General features: G+C 61.3%; 15 protein-coding genes and 1 tRNA gene. 2 read left to right on the top strand and 14 right to left on the bottom strand.

What is annotated here, in order from left to right; genetic code table 11:
- Positions 1 to 124: 124 nt before the first annotated feature.
- From DBAC_RS01050 to DBAC_RS01035, 4 genes are all read right to left on the bottom strand, one after another.
- A complete protein-coding gene (locus tag DBAC_RS01050) occupies positions 125 to 814 on the bottom strand; it encodes an HD-GYP domain-containing protein (RefSeq protein WP_012805420.1) in 690 nt (229 codons plus the stop codon).
- A gap of 66 nt (positions 815 to 880) precedes the next feature.
- Positions 881 to 1,921 (bottom strand): GGDEF domain-containing protein, encoded by a 1,041-nt coding sequence (locus DBAC_RS01045; protein ID WP_012805419.1) that lies wholly within the window; start codon positions 1,919 to 1,921, stop codon positions 881 to 883.
- Positions 1,915 to 2,142, bottom strand: coding sequence for a hypothetical protein (locus DBAC_RS01040; RefSeq protein WP_012805418.1), 228 nt, complete (start codon positions 2,140 to 2,142; stop codon positions 1,915 to 1,917). The genes DBAC_RS01045 and DBAC_RS01040 overlap by 7 nt, the downstream gene beginning before the upstream one ends.
- Positions 2,143 to 2,150: 8 nt before the next feature.
- The gene (locus tag DBAC_RS01035; protein WP_012805417.1) at positions 2,151 to 2,369 is read right to left on the bottom strand and encodes a hypothetical protein; all 219 of its coding nucleotides are present in this window, start codon (positions 2,367 to 2,369) and stop codon (positions 2,151 to 2,153) included.
- Between the two features lie 703 nt (positions 2,370 to 3,072).
- Here DBAC_RS01035 and DBAC_RS01030 point away from each other — a divergent pair.
- A complete protein-coding gene (locus DBAC_RS01030) occupies positions 3,073 to 3,372 on the top strand; it encodes a putative quinol monooxygenase (RefSeq protein WP_012805416.1) in 300 nt (99 codons plus the stop codon).
- A 29-nt stretch (positions 3,373 to 3,401) separates the two neighbouring features.
- Here the strand turns inward: DBAC_RS01030 and DBAC_RS01025 are convergent, their stop codons facing one another.
- Positions 3,402 to 4,046 (bottom strand): YqaA family protein, encoded by a 645-nt coding sequence (locus DBAC_RS01025; RefSeq protein WP_012805415.1) that lies wholly within the window; start codon positions 4,044 to 4,046, stop codon positions 3,402 to 3,404.
- A gap of 136 nt (positions 4,047 to 4,182) precedes the next feature.
- Here DBAC_RS01025 and DBAC_RS01020 point away from each other — a divergent pair, with 136 nt between their 5' ends.
- Positions 4,183 to 4,971 carry a class I SAM-dependent methyltransferase gene (locus tag DBAC_RS01020; RefSeq protein ID WP_012805414.1) on the top strand — a complete coding sequence of 263 codons (789 nt, stop codon included), beginning with the start codon at positions 4,183 to 4,185 and terminating at the stop codon, positions 4,969 to 4,971.
- A gap of 154 nt (positions 4,972 to 5,125) precedes the next feature.
- Here DBAC_RS01020 and lon read toward each other — a convergent pair whose 3' ends face one another.
- From lon to dnaX, 9 genes are all read right to left on the bottom strand, one after another.
- Entirely contained in the window at positions 5,126 to 7,573 is a 2,448-nt protein-coding gene (gene lon, locus DBAC_RS01015; RefSeq protein WP_012805413.1) for an endopeptidase La, read from the bottom strand.
- 35 nt (positions 7,574 to 7,608) lie between these two features.
- Complete coding sequence (clpX, locus tag DBAC_RS01010; RefSeq protein ID WP_012805412.1) at positions 7,609 to 8,859, bottom strand: ATP-dependent Clp protease ATP-binding subunit ClpX; 1,251 nt, start codon at positions 8,857 to 8,859, stop codon at positions 7,609 to 7,611.
- 35 nt (positions 8,860 to 8,894) lie between these two features.
- On the bottom strand, positions 8,895 to 9,491 hold the full coding sequence (gene clpP, locus DBAC_RS01005; protein WP_012805411.1) for an ATP-dependent Clp endopeptidase proteolytic subunit ClpP: 597 nt from the start codon (positions 9,489 to 9,491) through the stop codon (positions 8,895 to 8,897).
- A 189-nt stretch (positions 9,492 to 9,680) separates the two neighbouring features.
- On the bottom strand, positions 9,681 to 10,988 hold the full coding sequence (gene tig / locus DBAC_RS01000; RefSeq protein WP_012805410.1) for a trigger factor: 1,308 nt from the start codon (positions 10,986 to 10,988) through the stop codon (positions 9,681 to 9,683).
- Positions 10,989 to 11,170: 182 nt separating this feature from the next.
- A tRNA-Leu gene (locus DBAC_RS00995) sits at positions 11,171 to 11,253 on the bottom strand.
- Between the two features lie 109 nt (positions 11,254 to 11,362).
- Complete coding sequence (recD2, locus tag DBAC_RS00990; RefSeq protein WP_012805409.1) at positions 11,363 to 13,537, bottom strand: SF1B family DNA helicase RecD2; 2,175 nt, start codon at positions 13,535 to 13,537, stop codon at positions 11,363 to 11,365.
- A 4-nt stretch (positions 13,538 to 13,541) separates the two neighbouring features.
- The gene (gene recR, locus DBAC_RS00985; RefSeq protein ID WP_012805408.1) at positions 13,542 to 14,147 is read right to left on the bottom strand and encodes a recombination mediator RecR; all 606 of its coding nucleotides are present in this window, start codon (positions 14,145 to 14,147) and stop codon (positions 13,542 to 13,544) included.
- Between the two features lie 9 nt (positions 14,148 to 14,156).
- Positions 14,157 to 14,453: a YbaB/EbfC family nucleoid-associated protein gene (locus DBAC_RS00980; protein WP_012805407.1), complete on the bottom strand. Its 297-nt coding sequence runs from the start codon at positions 14,451 to 14,453 to the stop codon at positions 14,157 to 14,159.
- Positions 14,450 to 16,294, bottom strand: coding sequence for a DNA polymerase III subunit gamma/tau (dnaX, locus tag DBAC_RS00975; RefSeq protein ID WP_012805406.1), 1,845 nt, complete (start codon positions 16,292 to 16,294; stop codon positions 14,450 to 14,452). Before dnaX ends, DBAC_RS00980 begins: the two co-directional genes overlap by 4 nt.
- Between the last annotated feature and the right edge of the window lie 41 nt (positions 16,295 to 16,335).

The raw sequence follows: 16,335 nt of genomic DNA, 5'->3' as shown, positions 1-16,335 counted from the left end.
GAACCTCAAGGTCGGGAAGCATTACGAGGCCCGCGAAGGAGTTCAGGCAGTCCTTGCCCGGATCCCGTCGACATGCGCTCGCCCTTCCAACGCTCGGTCAGATTGGAGCACCTTTCCCAACCAGTCACCCAGCGGCCCTCACATCCCCGCGCATGCCTGAAACCCAGGACAGGATGTGGTCGCGGCCCTTGGCAAAAGCCCGCACCACCCTCGGGTCGTACATTTTCCCGGACTGGGACAGAATCTCGGCCTCGGCGTCTTCAAAAGACATGGCGCTCTTGTACGGTCGCTCCTGCATCATGGCCGAGAGGCTGTCGGCTACGGCCAGAATCCGGGCGCCCACCGGAATGTCGTATCCGCTCAATCCGTCCGGATAGCCCGATCCATCGTACCGTTCGTGGTGATGGCGGATCATGCGCGCCACTCCGCTCTGGCCGTTCAAGGCCTTGACCGGCTGCACGATGCCCTCGCCGATGGCCGGATGCCGCTTGATGATTTCGAATTCCTCCCGCGTCAGAGGCCCGGGCTTCTGCAGGATGGCGTCGGGAATGCCTATCTTGCCGATGTCGTGCAGATGCCCGGCCAGATGGACAATCTCGGCCTGGGCGGGCGTGAAGCCCATATTCAGGGCCAGTATCTGGCTGACCACGGCCACCTCCTCGGAATGGGCGCAGGTCCAGGCGTCCTTGGCGTCCACGGCCCTGCCCAGGGATTCCGCCAATTGATGCAGGGTCAGCGCCAGCGGAGCGCAGGGATCGGCCTTGGCCGTAACAGACTCTGCCTGACAAAACAGGCATCCGGTATTATGAAACATACGATTCCTTACATCGTAAAAGATGAGAGCGTTGCGGGCACGCCGCACGAAGTGGGTTTTGATGCCCTAGGACGGGGCAGGAGAGGAAAGGCGGGGCGGAATGGAAACGGTCTCGTTCGTGACCACCTGATTTCCACCCAGGCCCTTGGCCTGGTACAGGCACGTATCGCAGCTGCGCACCAGATCGGGCATGTCGTGCCCAAGCGCGGGGCTCCAGGCGCACAGGCCGATGGAAACCGTGCATCCGTCAGCATTGCTGTTCGCGAAACGGACTCGAATCCGCTCGCAGGCACCGAGACAGGCAGAAAAATCAACGGTACGGAAAATGACTCCGAATTCGTCGCCACCAAACCTGAAACCCACGTCCACGCCTTCTCGCACCGATTCGCCGATGACACGGCCCAAGGTCGCCAGAACTTCATCCCCGACCTGATGACCATGCGTATCGTTGACACGCTTGAACCCGTCGCAATCAAGCAATGCCAGGAATACGCCCTGCCGTCGCGCGGGGTCGCGCAAGGCATTCGGCACAAAGCAATCGAAGTAACGCCGGTTGTACAGTCCGGTCAAAGGGTCGCGATAGGACATTTCCTCGTAGAAGCGCTTGCGCAGGTCGCTCTCGTCGAGCCGTTCATGAAGCTTCTTGGTCTGCGTCTCGATGTGGTGGGCCATCCAGTTCATGTTGCGCTTCAGGCGCAGCATTTCATGCTCGTCATCACCCTCCAGGCCTACGGGAAAACGCGCACCGTAGCGGCCCTGCTGGATCTGCGAGCAGAACTCGTTCAGAAGGCGCAGGTCGCGGAGCACCAGAAAATGCGCCCCGATCCGGCTTATCGGCGCCAGAAGGCCCAGCGCAACGGCCAGGCTGGCCACGAGCATGTTGACGGGGTCGATGACCGTCCCGGATTCGAGCATGGCCAGGGTCGTCCCCATGGGCACGAGTACAAGGACAAACAGGAGCAACGCCACCCGCCTGACGATGCCGATACGCGACGGCCAGGACGCACGGCCGGGGTCGAAGGAAGCCTGGGCGGCCGTTTCCGGAGCGGACACGCGGCTGGAACTTCGCTCCTTCACGGGCTGGCCGCCGCAAAAAAAATTCAACACTTCGCACCCTCACGCCGCAACGGGCAGCAGCCCGGCGCGTTGCAGCCGCCTCCGGCCTTGCGCCAGACGCAGCTTTTCAGACACAAGCGTCGCAAGCGCCGCCCGGACGCATGGTCCAGGCAGCGCAGCTCCGAGGCCCCCAGATGGCCTTCCGCCAAAAGCCTGGCCAGCGTGGATTCGGATATCTCCACGCGCAACGAGTCAATTCCATGAAGATGCATAACTTCCCTCATCCCTGTACTTCCCGGTGCTTTTCCACGGCATCGCGTCGCTTGCTCTCGTCTTGGCAGGAACCCGCCCCATCGCTATTTTCAAGGCTTTGCGCGTCCCCGATGCCCGTCTTTCTGGCCCATGACCGTGACCCCATCACGCCGCTCGAGTTCTTTCGCAACCGGTGCATTTCCTGAATCGAAAACAATTCCGATCCGTTATCCAGCTTGAAACACATATATCCTCCACGATTTCGATTGATTTTCATTGTCCCCATGAACGAGGCGCAATATCCCGTTCATCTTTCCCGGCCGTGAACATCGCGCCGCGTCATGTCTCGAAAGATCGGTAGCGGTGCGCACACATTTATTAGACACAGCTAACTATTTTTATACACAACGTCTTTACGCCACATACTACCTTCCCAAAGCACCCGTAAACAGAAGAGTAACACCGTCAGCAGTCTCGACTCACAACAAATAATTATTAGACGCGACTAATTCGTATGAGCGCGAATTATCCCGGCAGGCCCAATTCTGTCAATACTCATCACCGCAAAAAATGAGAAGCCAATACCGCGCGCCTGTTATCCTACCCGGTCCGAGGCCAAGTTCCGTCTGACCAGACACCTGCCTGAATTCAATGGCACTCTTAAAGATGGCTGGCAAATCTCTCTTGGCAGGAAACCCGCTGAGTGCTAAAAAAATACGTTGCGAACGCTACTCAAGCGGCTGCGAAACGACCGCCATCTGGTTTGTTAGCGACACGATGGCGGACGAGGCGGCACCGCCAAGGTGGACAAACGCAAATGCCGCCGGGGCGTTTTTGCACCCCGTCGCTTCTCATGCACGTCGCCGGGAGAAAATCCTGCCCAGTCCGGCCGGGGAGCCGATCAGACAGGGCGGAGCGCCTCCCCGGCCGATACAAAACCGGAGGGATTCATGTTCGTCGTCATCGTCGATATCGTTATCAAAAAAGAATTCGTGGAGAATTTCAGGGAAGCGGTGCTCAGACAGGGAGAGAATTCCATGAGCAGGGAAGAGGGATGTCTTGGCTTCGACATCCTCGAAAACCCCGAAGACCCGTCCCGCATCACCCTTTACGAATCATATACGGATGCGGCGACGTTCTACGGCATCCACCGTGAAACGCCCCATTTCACGGAGTACGCGCGAACCACCGCGCCCTGGGTGGAGAGCAAGAGCATGCGCGCCTTGACCAAGATCTGGCCCAAAAACTGACAGAGGTTTTGCTCCGCGAAGGGGAGGCGCTATTTCAGGTATTTGATGGCCATGAACCCGAGAATGGCCAGGACAACCAGGGCCGAAGCGGCCAGCTCGAAATGCCGTTCCATAAAGGGCTTGATGCGCGCCCCATAGAGGCGGATGAGGCCGGCCACCAGGAAAAAGCGCATCGCCCTGCCCAGCACCGAGGCCAGGACGAACTGTGCCAAATCAAAACTCATCATGCCGGAAGCGATGGTGAAGACCTTGTAGGGAATGGGCGTCACCGCCGCGACCAGCACGCCGAAAAATCCGTAATTTTCGTACCAGACGCGGACCATCTCCACCACGGCCTCGCCATGATACATCCGTACGATGGGCTGCCCCACCGTCTCCCACAGACCCCAACCAATGAAATAGCCAAGCAGTCCGCCCACAACCGAGGCCGCGGTGCACCAGGCGGCCAGCTTGAACCAACGCGCGGGCGTCGAAAAGCACAAGGCGATGAGCAGCACGTCGGGCGGCACCGGAAAAAAAGAGCTCTCGGCAAAGGACAAAACCACCAGGGCGGGCAGGGCATAGGGCGTGGCAGCCCAATGCAGGACCCAGTAATAGAGCTTTCGCAAAGGGTTGCGCGTGGCGCGGGCCTGGGCCAGATCGGTTGGAGCGGAGGTGGAGGAATCGTGTTTCATTGCGCTGGCAGCGCAGCATAAAACCGCAGGGATCACAACAAAAAAACGCGCCTCCGCATACTCTGCGCCCCTTTTCTTTTGCCCGCGTTTCCCGCACAGTCCGGCCTTCAAGGCTCACCCTTTTTCCGGAATCAGCATGACCAGACCCAAAACTCGGCCAAAGCCCGTGCCGGGTAGTACAGATCACGCCCCAGGCCGCCGCCCGGTCCTGCCGTGGCCGCTACCCGCCCTTATCGCCTGGAGCGTGTGCTGGGCGCTTTTCCTGAGCCTGAGTGCCCTGCAAATTCCTGTTTTGTGGAGTCTGATCCTGGCCACAAGCCTTGGTTTCGCGGCCGGCCTGCGCGCCGCCTCTGCCTGGCGCAAACTTTTCATCAGCGCCGGCTTTCCCCTGTCTTTGGCCGCCTCAAACCTCGGAGCCGGGCTTTCGCCCTGGGCCTGGCTCATCCCGCTTGGACTTTTGCTGCTCCTCTACCCCATGAGCGCCTGGCGGGACGCCCCGCTCTTCCCCACTCCCCATGGCATTCTGGACGGATTGGACACGATCGCGCCGCTCAAATGCACGGATCGCATTCTGGACGCCGGTTGCGGACTCGGTGCGGGGCTTGCGGAGTTGCACCGGGTCTATCCTGTGGCGCAGCTTGACGGGCTCGAGAAAAGCTGGCCCCTGCGCTTTTTGTGCGCCTGGCGCTGCCCTTTCGCCCGAGTACGCCACGCGGATATCTGGAAAGAGGATTGGTCGGGCTACTCCATGGTCTACATGTTTCAGCGACCCGAGAGCATGGGACCGGCAGCAGCGAAAGCAAGGCAGGAGCTTTCCCAAGGAAGCTGGCTGGTCAGCCTTGAATTCGAAGCCCCGACGCTGAAACCTGTCGTCGTGCTCCGAAACCGGGCGGACAAGCCCGTCTGGGTCTACCGCATGGGGTGAATCCACCTCCAGCCCCGGAAAAAAACCGTCGGCTTGGCTGAAGACATTATTCTCTCGACGAGAAGTCCCTGGCGCAGCCTAAAACAAACGCGAGAACCCCCGCCGCTTGCGCGACGGGGGTTCTCGCGTTTGAATCATTTCCCGCGAAATACGATTACTGCGTGCTTGTAAACTCATGCCCCTTGTGCAGGGCCTTGGAGACCGGGATGATATCGGCGGTCGGGCAGAAAAGCGTCTCCATGGTGACGTCTTTTAAGGCCTCGCAGAGCACCTGGTCCATGTTCTCGACAAAGACGATCTCCAGATCCTTCAGGATGACTTTCGGCACTTCCTTCAGATCCCGCTCGTTCTCCTTGGGCATCAGCACTTTTGTGATGAGCCCCCGGTGGGCGGCCAGGAGCTTGTCGCGCACCCCGCCGATGGGCAGAACCCGGCCGCGCAGGGTGATCTCCCCGGTCATGGCCACGTCGTTGCGCACGGGGATGTCGAGCAGGGCCGAGGCCAGGCAGGTGGCCAGCGTGATCCCGGCCGAAGGCCCGTCCTTGGGCGTGGCCCCTTCGGGCACGTGGATGTGGGTGTCGATCTCCTTGTAGAAATCCTTGCGCAGCCCGAAAAATTCCGACCGGGAACGGATGTAGCTGATGGCCGCCTTGGCCGATTCCTGCATGACGTCGCCAAGTTTGCCGGTGATCTCGATCTTGCCCGTGCCGGGCATGAGCGCCACTTCCACAAACAGCAGCTCTCCGCCGACCTGGGTCCAGGCCAGGCCCGTGGCCACGCCGACCTGGGCCTCTTCCTCGCGCTGGCCGTGGCGAACCTTGGGAACTCCAAGGTAGGTGCCGAGCATGGACTTGGTCACGGCCACGGTCTTGTCCATGTCGCCCTCTTCCACCAGGGCCCTGGCCACCTTGCGGCAGACCGAGGCCAGCTCGCGCTCCATGTTGCGCACCCCGGATTCGCGGGTGTAGCGGCGGATGATCTCAAGGATCGCGCCCTTGGACATGCTCAGGTTCTCGGGTTTGAGACCATGCTGCTCAAGCTGCTTGGGCAGCAGAAAATCCGAAGCGATGCGTTCCTTCTCCGTCTCCAGGTAGCCGGGGATGGTGATGATCTCCATGCGGTCCTGCAGAGGCAGCGGAATGGTCTGCAAGGAATTGGCAGTGGTGATGAAAAAGACCTGGGACAGGTCGTAGTCCATGTCCAGGTAATGGTCGTTGAAGGCGCTGTTCTGTTCCGGGTCGAGCACTTCAAGCAGCGCGGCCGAAGGGTCGCCGCGAAAATCCATGCTCATCTTGTCGACCTCGTCCAGGCAGAAGACCGGATTGTTGGTCGAGACGCGCTTCAGGGACTGGATGATCTTGCCCGGCAGGGCTCCGACATAGGTACGTCGATGGCCGCGAATCTCGGCTTCGTCGCGCACGCCGCCCAGCGACAGGCGCACGAACTCGCGCCCCGTGGCCCGGGCGATGGATTTGGCCAAGGATGTCTTGCCCACGCCGGGAGGGCCGACCAGACACAGGATGGGGCCGCGCAATTTTTTGACCAGCGCCTGCACGGCCAGGTATTCGAGAATGCGCTCCTTGGGCTTTTCCAGCCCGTAGTGGTCGTCATCCAGAATCTTCTGCGCCTGCTTGATGTCGATGTCCACGTCGCGGACCACGTTCCAGGGCAGAGCCAGGATCCAGTCCACGTAGTTGCGCAGCACCGCATACTCGGCCGAGGACGGCGGAGTCTGACGCAGCTTCTTCATCTCGGCCATAGCCTTGGCGCGGGCCTCTGCGGGCATGTCCTTGTCTTTGAGCTGGACTTCGAGCTCCTCCATGTCGGCCTTGGGATCGAAGTCGCGCCCCATTTCCTTGTGGATGGCTTTGAGTTGCTCGCCGAGGTAGTAATCCTTCTGGTTCTCCTCCATCTGCTTCTTGACCCGGCCCTTGATCTTCTTTTCCAGCGAAAAGACCTCGACCTCTTCCTGGATGAGTTCATAGACCCGCTCCAGACGACGGACGGGATTGCGCAGTTCGAGAACACCCTGCTTGCGATCGTAGGTGGCTTTGAGATGAGGGGCGATGCTGTCGGCCAGACGGCCGGGCTGGGACACGCTGGTAATGGCCAGGATAGTCTCCTTGGCCAGCTTGCGGTTGACCTGAGAGTACTCCTCCACCGCCTCGTGGGTGGCACGGACCAGGGCTTCCCCTTCCATGAGACTACCCTCGATGTCAGGCAGCGCGGTGGTCCGCACCATCTGGATATCGTCCTCGATCATGAGCCCGCGCTCATGGTCCCAGGACGCGCGGTACAGGCCCTCGAAGAGCACCTTGATGGTCCCGTCGGGCAGGCGCAGCATCTGCAACACCTTGCTGACCGTGCCCACGGCGTAGAGGCCGTCCACATCGGGACGCTCCTGGCCGGGGTCCTTCTGGGCGACCAGAAAAATCCGCTTCTCGTATTTGTCCAAGGCCATCTCGATGGCCTTGATGGAAGAGTCCCGGCCCACGAAAAGAGGCACGATGGACTTGGGGAACATGACCACTTCGCGCAGGGACATGACCGGAAGGATCATGCTCCCGTAGGTGGATTTCTCGAAAACAATGGCATCGGTCATGGTTGGTCTCGCAGGTCTTGGCCGACCACGGATGGTCAGGCGCTCTTGGCCTCGGGTTTGTACAGGAGCAAAGGTTCCTTGCCCTCTTCCACCACGGCCTTGTTGATAACGCATTCCGTCACGTCCTTGGTGGACGGCAGAGTGTACATGATGTCGAGCATGATGGATTCCATCACGGACCGCAGGCCCCGGGCCCCGGTTTCCAGCTTGATGGCTCTGGCGGCCAGGGCCTTCAAGGCATTTTGCGTGAATTTGAGTTCCACGTTCTCAAGCTCGAACATCTTCTGGTACTGTTTGATGAGAGCGTTCTTGGGCTCCTGCAGGATACGCATCAGATCGTCCTCGTTCAATTCGGTGAGCGAGGTGATGACCGAAATGCGGCCTGTAAATTCAGGAATAAGTCCGAAACGGATGAGGTCCATGGGGTGGACCTGTTTGAGCAGGCTGTCGGTGTTGTCGTCCTGCTTGCGACGCATCGTGGCGCCGAAACCCATGCTCGAACCCTGCACGCGCTGCTTGACCATTTCGTCCAGTCCGATGAAGGCCCCGCCGACAATGAAAAGGATGTTCGACGTATCAAGGCGGATGAATTCCTGCTGCGGATGCTTGCGGCCGCCCTTGGGCGGGATGTTGGCCACGGTCCCTTCGATGATCTTCAAAAGCGCCTGCTGCACGCCCTCGCCGGACACGTCGCGGGTGATGGACGGGCTGTCGGACTTGCGCGAAATCTTGTCGATCTCATCCACATAGATGATGCCCTTGGCCGCCGTCTCCAGGTTGTAGTCGGCGTTCTGCACCAGCTGGACCAGGATGTTCTCCACGTCCTCGCCCACGTACCCGGCCTCGGTCAGCGTCGTGGCGTCGGCGATGGCAAAGGGCACTTTCAGGATGCGGGCCAGGGTCTGTGCCAGCAGGGTCTTGCCCGAACCCGTGGGCCCGATCAGCAGAATGTTGCTCTTGTCGAGTTCCACGTCATCCTTGACCAGGGCGTGGTACTTGATGCGCTTATAGTGGTTGTACACTGCCACGGACAGGATCTTCTTGGCGTCGTCCTGGCCGACCACGTAATCATCCAGGGCGGCCTTGATCTCCTGGGGCAACGGGATGTCCGATGAATCAATATCTTCCTTGCGATTGTCATTTTTCAAAATGTCATCGCACAGGCCAATGCATTCATTGCAGATGTATACATCCGGACCGGCAATGAGTCGCAACACTTCGTCCTGTCCCTTTCCGCAAAAAGAGCAGGTCAGATCCTTGCCAGTTCTTTTTTTTCTTTCCGCCATGATTACCTCAAAAATTCTAAAATAATTCCCGAAATCTATTCCAGTTCCTTGCGGGAGGCCAGGACCTGGTCGATGAGACCGTAAGCGCAGGCTTCTTCCCCGCTCATGAAATAATCCCGTTCCGTGTCCTGTTCAACCTTTTCCAGCGTCTGGCCGGTGTGATTCGCCAGGATGCCGTTCAATTCCCCGCGCAGACGGATGATTTCCTTGGCCTGGATGGCGATGTCCGTGGCCTGGCCCTGGAAACCGCCCATGGGCTGGTGGATCATGATGCGTGAATGCGGCAGCGTGTAGCGCATGCCCTTCTCGCCGGCGGCCAGAAGCACCGCCGCCATGCTTGCGGCCTGGCCGATGCACAGGGTGGCCACGGGCGCGGAGATGTACTGCATGGTGTCATAGATGGCCATGCCGGCCGTCACTGCCCCGCCGGGAGAGTTGATGTACATGTAGATCTGCTTCTCCGGATTTTCCGACTCCAGAAAAAGCAGCTGGGCGCAGATGGAATTGGCGACGTGGTCGTCGATGGGAGTGCCCAGAAGCACGATGCGGTCTTTGAGCAGGCGGGAATATATATCGTACATCCGCTCGCCGCGGCCGGTGTTTTCAATGACGAATACGGAATTACTGACCATGAAAGCTCCTGAAAAACAAAATAGGGACAGACACCAAAGATTTGAAAAATAACGATCCGAAGCAGGGTGTCAAGGGTTGTGTGCTGAGACTCGCGGTTCGTCCGCTTCCACCTGCACATTGCCTGCCAGATCGAGCGCGAACTCCCCGGAAAAGAAAAGGGGCCGGGTCAAGCCCGGCCCTCCAAGAAACTATGCGTTCGGGGCGGCTGCCGGGGGAACCGTGGTCACCGTGGCGTTTTCGTAAATAAGCTCCATGGCTTTGTCGGCCAGGACCCGATCTTTCAGCGGGATCATCAGATTGTGCTGCTCGTAATAATCCTTGATGGAATGGAAGTCCTGACCGGTGGATGCGGCCATCTTCTGCAGGACCAGATCCACTTCCTGCGGATCGACCGTCAGATTTTCGGCATTCGCGATAGCCAGCAGGACCAGCGAGGACTTGACCACGTCCTCGGCCTGCGCGCGGTTCTCTTCGCGCAGCTCCGCAGGAGTGCGACCCAGAGAGTCGAGGCTCTTGCCCTGACGCTCAAGCTTGCCCTGCAGCTCCACGATCTGCTTGTCGATCTGCTCTTCGACGATGCTCTGCGGCAGCTCGAAGCTGATCTCGGCCTTGATGCCGTCCAGGAGCTTCTTCTGGGCATCGCCCTTGACCAGCTGCTTGCGGGTCGAAACATAGGACTTCTCGATGGCGTCCTTCAGATCCTGCACCGAAGAGTAGCCGCCGGCCTGGTCGGCAAAATCATCATCGACCTCGGGAAGATTGCGGGCCTTGATGGCATGCAGGGTGACCTGCATGGACACGGTCTGGCCGGCCAGCTTGTCGTTGATGAAATCCGCGGGAAAGGTCAGCGCATTCTCCCTGGTTTCGCCGGGCGTCATGCCGATGACGATATCCTCGAACTCGGGCAAGGAATTGCCTTCGCCCAAGGGGAGCTCAAACTTGTTGGCTGCGATCCCTTCCATGGCGGCTCCGTCCTGGAAAGCCTGGAAGTCGATGACTGCGATGTCGCCGGTAGCGGCGGGACGCTCCTCTTTAATGATCACGGTCTTGGCCATGTTCTGACGGATACGCTCGATGACGTCCTCAACCTGCTGCGGGTCGACGACCACGTCTTCCTCTTCAACGGCCAGGCCCTTGTACTCGGGCAGGTCGAAAGAGGGAGCGATTTCAAAAGAAAAGGAATAGGAAAAATTCTCGTCCCGCTCCATCTCCTTGGCATCCACGTCGATGCGGGACAGGGGGGAGAGCTTGAGTTCGCCCAGAATATCATTGATATGATAGTTGATCAGGTCGGTCGTGGCCTCGCCGTAAATCTGCTTGCGGTACTTGGCCTCGACCACGGAGGACGGGACCTTGCCCTTGCGAAAGCCCTTGATGTCGGCACCCTTGCGGTACAGGGCCACGGTGGCGGCCAGCGCGGCATGCACTTCCTCGACACTTACTTCCACCGCCACTTTGCGCTTGACCGGGGAAAGTTCTTCGACTTTGTATTCCATGACTCCACTCCTTAGGTGATGGGCGCTCCCTCGGGGGCCCGGATAATCGATCTGATACGGGAGACGGACCGAAACTGTTTTCCGTGGTCTGCCCGTTCCCGCCATTTCCTCAATAAGTCCGAACAGTCCTGAATAGTTCTGGCCTTCGGGCCTCTTTGCCAGGACGCTTGCTCACTATTTTTTGGTGCGGGCGATAGGATTCGAACCTACAAGCTTTTGGCGCCAGCTCCTAAGGCTGGTGCGTTTACCGTTCCGCCACGCCCGCAATCCACAAAAGAGACTCCATAGACAAGCTTTCGCGGCCCTGTCAACGCATCTCGCGCCCGCAAATCCATGATTTCGGCCCCATTTGTCCGTCCTTTCAGCCCCTTGGGCTAGATTTGACCCTCTTTTGCCAGGCGCACGGCCAGAGACGTATGGCGTTGCCGCCCGCGCTCGTTGCCCAGGCCCATGTGCATGGCGCGGCGCGAGCCCATGAGCACGGCCAGCTTCCTGGCTCTGGTCAATCCGGTGTAGATGAGATTTCTCTGCAGGAGCATGTAGTGCTGCGAGACCACCGGCATGACCACGGCCGGATACTCGCTGCCCTGGCTCTTGTGCACGCTGATGGCGTAGGCCAGACCGATCTCGTCGAGTTCGTCGAACCCGTACTCCACCTCCCGGCCATCGAATTCCGCATGCAAGGTCTCGTCTTCGGTGTCGATGGCCAGGATGCGGCCAAGGTCGCCGTTGAAGACTTCCTTGTCGTAGTTGTTCCTGAGTTGCAGAATGCGGTCCCCGACCCGATAGGCACGCTGGCCGCGCACCAGTTCCCGGCCATCCGGATTGAGGCGTTCCTGCAGCAGGCGGTTCAGGGCCACGGTACCGACCTCGCCCTTGTGCATGGGGGTGAGCACCTGCACGTCGGTCATGGGATCAAGGCCGTACGCTTCGGGGATGCGCTCGCAGACCATGCGCAGGACCAGGGCCTGCAGTTCAATGAGATTCTCTTTCTCGACCCAAAAGAAATCGGCCTTGGGCGGAGCCTCCGGGCTGCCGAGGGGAAACTCGCCCTCGTTGATGCGGTGGGCGTTGACCACGATCATGCTCTCCCGCGCCTGGCGGTAGATGTGCGTCAGGCGCACGGCCGGGACCACGCCGCTTTCGATCATGTCCCCGAGCACGTTGCCCGCGCCCACCGACGGCAGCTGATTCTCATCGCCGACGAAAACCAGGCGGCAGGTCAGGGGCAGGGCGCGCAGGAGCGACAGGCACAGACCGCAGTCGAGCATGGAAACCTCGTCCACGACCATGACGTCGGCGGAGAGTTTCTTCTCCTCGTTGAACTCGAACCCAGTGGCCGGCTGATAACGCAGCAGGCGGTGCAGGGTCGTGGCCGTGAACCCGGTGGCCTCGGCCAGCCTTTTGGCGGCCCGGCCCGTGGGCGCGGCCAGGGAAATCTTCAGCCCCAGGGCTTTCAAGGCCCGCACCACGACACGGGTGATGGTCGTCTTGCCCGTGCCCGGCCCGCCGGTGATGATGGACACCTTGTGCCCGCAGGCCGACTCCACCGCCGCGCGCTGCTCTTCCGACAGGGTCAGGGACTGGCGCTGCTCCTCACGCTCCACGGCTTTTGATATCTTCTGCGGGTCGAGGCGGCTGACATGATCCAGGAGGCCCTGCAGGCGCGACGCGATCTCGCGCTCGGTGCGGTAGAAATAGGTCAGAAAAACGGCCTCGGCCACGCCCTTTTCCGGCAAGGGCTCGATCACCAGACGCTTGCGCTCGGCCAGGGCGTCGATCTGCTCCTCGATCAGCTCCAGGTCATGGCAGCCCAGCAGCTTGGCCGCCTCCTCCGCCAGCGTGGGACGCGGCAGGAACATGTGCCCCGCCCCATCCGCCGTCTGGCGCAGGCAGTATTCCACCCCGGCCTCCAGACGCTGGGGCGCGTCCTCGGCAAAGCCGAGCTTCAAGGCCACCTCGTCGGCGGTGCGGAACCCGATGCCATGGATGTCGTAGGCCAGATCATAGGGATTGGCCCGCAGGCGCTGCACGGCGTTGACCCCGTAATGACGGAAGATGCGGTGGGCGAAGGTCGTGGCTACGCCGTGGGTCTGCAAAAAGAGCATCAGCCCGCGCACTTCCCGCTTCTCCTGCCAGGACGAGACTATGGTCTTCAATTTGGCCGGGCCGATGCCCTCCACTTCCAGCAGCTGCTCGGGGTCCGAATCCATGATGTCGAGAATCTGGCTGCCGAAGCGGCTGATCAGGCGGTCGGCGGTTTTCTCGCCGATGCCCTTGACCGCGCCGGAGCCCAGAAAGCGGCGGATGCCGTTTATGGACGCAGGCAGAAGATGCTCGCAGGACTCGGCCTTGAACTGCCGTCCGAACTTGGGATGCTCGACCCACTCGCCGGTCAGGCGCAGGGATTCACCCGGAGCCACATCGCCCAGCAGCCCGACCACGTTGACCTGGCCGGGCTCGGACGGCGAATCCAGCCGCGCGATGACGTACCCGTTATCGGGATTGTGGTAGACGACGGTAATGACTTCGCCCTGTATGCTGCACATGGGGCTACAGGGACTGCCTGTGTTTGAGGGACTGTTTCAGGGTTTCGCGGTCCACGTACTTGAGCTCCGAGCCCAGCGGAATGCCCTGGGCCAGACGGGTCACGGCAACGTCCGGAAAGCTGCGCGTCAGCAGGTTGTGCACATAGGACCCCGTGGCTTCGGCCTCCATGGTCGAACCCAGGGCCAGGATGACTTCGCGCACCTGCCCCTCGCGCAGGATGGATTCGAGCTTGTCCATCTCGAGCGACCTGGCATCGATCCCGTCCAGGGGAGAAAGCAGGCCGCCCAGGATCAGATAACGGCCCTTGAAGATGCCGGATTCCTCCATGACCATGAGGCTGTCCCATTCCGAGACCAGGCAGAGCTGTTCCGGCGTCCGCTTGGGGTCTGCGCAGAGATGGCAGGGATCGCTGTCGGCCAGGCCGCAGCACCGCGAGCAGATATGCAGGGCGCTGCGCAGGCCCTCGATGTCCCGGCCAAAGGAACGCACGGACTCCTCGGGCCATTTGAGCAGGGTCAGGGCCATGCGCAAGGCGCTTTTCGGCCCCACCCCGGGCAGGGCCGAAAACTGATCAACTATCTTTTGCAAAGGGGCGGGAAGGCGCTGCACCGATATGCCCTAGAAAAGACCGGGAATCTTCATCCCGCCGGTGATCTGGGCCATCTCGCCCTGCATCATGTCCTTGCCCTTCTTCAAGGCTTCGTTGACCGCGGCCAGGACCATGTCCTGGAGCATTTCCACGTCTTCGAGCACGGCCGGGTCGATAACCACCGACAAAATCTCGCCGGAGCAGGTCGCCTTGACCGTGACCATGCCGCCGCCGACGCTGGTCTCCACTTCCTTCTTGCCTATCTCTTCCTGGGTGCGCAGCATCTTCTTCTGCATCATCTGCGCCTGTCTGATAAGTTCGTTCATATCTCGCTCTCCTTGGAATTTCCGTTTGCTGGGGGCCGGACCTCGACAATCCGGGCCTGAAATTTTTCCTGAGCCTCACGCACCACGGGATCGGCCAGCGCCAGCTCGCGCAATTCGGTGCGGGTCCTGCGCACCGACTCCGCAGGGGCATCAACCCGCACGGCCACCCCCGGGCCGAAATAGGCACGCGCCGCTTCCGTCAACAAAGGCATGCTGGCTTTTAAGCGGTCGCACAAAAAAATATGCTGGCTGGTCAGCACAAGCTCCGCGCCCCGGAGCTCCCCTTGGGCCTTGTCCAGACCTGGCAGAGGCTTTGCCCCCTCCCCCCGCTTGGCGCAAAAAGCCACGAATCCGGCCCAATTCCTGGGACCGGCAGGCGCGGCCTGTGCGACAGGCGCGGCCTGTGCGACAGGCGCGGCCTGGGCGACGGGCGCGGGCTGGGCGACGGGCGCGGGCTGGGGGACGGGCGCGGGCTGGGCGACGGGCGCGAACTGCGTGGCAGGCGCGGCCTGCGTGGCGGAGCTGGGCGGAACAGCGCCGGGACCATCGGCCCGGCTTTTGAAATCAGCCTGCGCTTCCCGCAGCGTAACCGTCGACGCCGGAGGCTGCGAGGCAGGGCGCGCCGGCGCGGAAACGGACCGGGGCGGGACGGGCGGTGCCTGAGGCCGGGGCGGGGCGGGGCGCCCCGGGGCAGCTCCGCCGCCGGGATCGCCGCCGGGGCGGGCGTCACCGGCGCCCATGGCCAGCAGATCCGGCAGGCAGGCCAGATTGAGGAGCAAAAGTTCCAGGGCCAGGGCCGGCTCCATGCTGGTCAGCACCTTGCGCTGGCTGTCCATGGTCATCTGCCAGGCCGCGTGCAAATGCCCAAGGGAAAAGCCGGGCGCGACAGCGGCCCAGATGTCCACCTCTTCGGCCGGCAGGTCGATGATGCTTCGCGCGGCGTCACCCATCTGGTGCAACAGAAAAAGATTGCGCCAGCAACCGGCCAGCTCGCGCAGGAAGAAACCCAGGTCCACGCCCTGGTCCAGGATCTGGGTCAGCAGGGCGTGCAGGCCTTGCAGGTCGCGGGACTGCACGCATTCGATCAGGCGCACAAAGACCTCGCCACCGGCCAGGCCCAGCACCTCGCGCACGTCGGCCAGGGTCAGGGAATCGGAACCCAGGGCCATGACCTGGCCCAAAAGCGACATGCCGTCGCGCACCGATCCGGCCCCGCGCCGGGCGACAAGAGTCACGGCGGAAGGCTCGGCCGGAAAGGATTCGCGCTTGAGCACGCCATCCAGGTGCCGCACCAGTTCGGCCTGGGGCAGACGCTTGAAGACGAAATGCTGGCAACGGCTGATGATGGTCTGGGGAAATTTTTCCGGCTCCGTGGTGGCCATGATGAAGGTCACGTGGCCTGGCGGCTCTTCGAGGGTTTTGAGGAGCGCGTTGAAGGCCTGCTTGGAGAGCATGTGCGCTTCGTCGATGATGATGACCTTGTAGCGGCACTCCAGCGGCGCGTAGCCCACGTCCTCTTTCAGGCGGCGGACATTGTCCACGCCGGTGTTGGAGGCGCCGTCGATCTCGACCACGTCCACGGCCGAACCGAGGGTGATCTGGCGGCAGATCGGGCACTGGTTGCAGGGCTCGGAGGCGGGGCCGTTCTGACAGTTCAGGGCCTTGGCGAAGATGCGGGCCAGGGTGGTCTTGCCCACCCCGCGCGTCCCGCTGAACAGATAGGCCGGCGCGACCCGTCCGGTGGACGCAGCCCGGGAAAGGATGCGCTTGACAGCGTCCTGGCCGGCCACTTCTGCAAAACTCTGAGGGCGGTAACGGGCGGTAAGGCTTTCCTGGCTCATGGTACGTGGAGGGGGTGCGGAAGTTCATGAAACGCCGGGCC

This window comes from Desulfomicrobium baculatum DSM 4028, assembly GCF_000023225.1.
GTDB classification, from domain to species: Bacteria; Desulfobacterota; Desulfovibrionia; order Desulfovibrionales; family Desulfomicrobiaceae; genus Desulfomicrobium; species Desulfomicrobium baculatum.
Note: the sequence above shows the minus strand (reverse complement) of the source record. Positions and strands in the feature narration are given on the sequence as shown.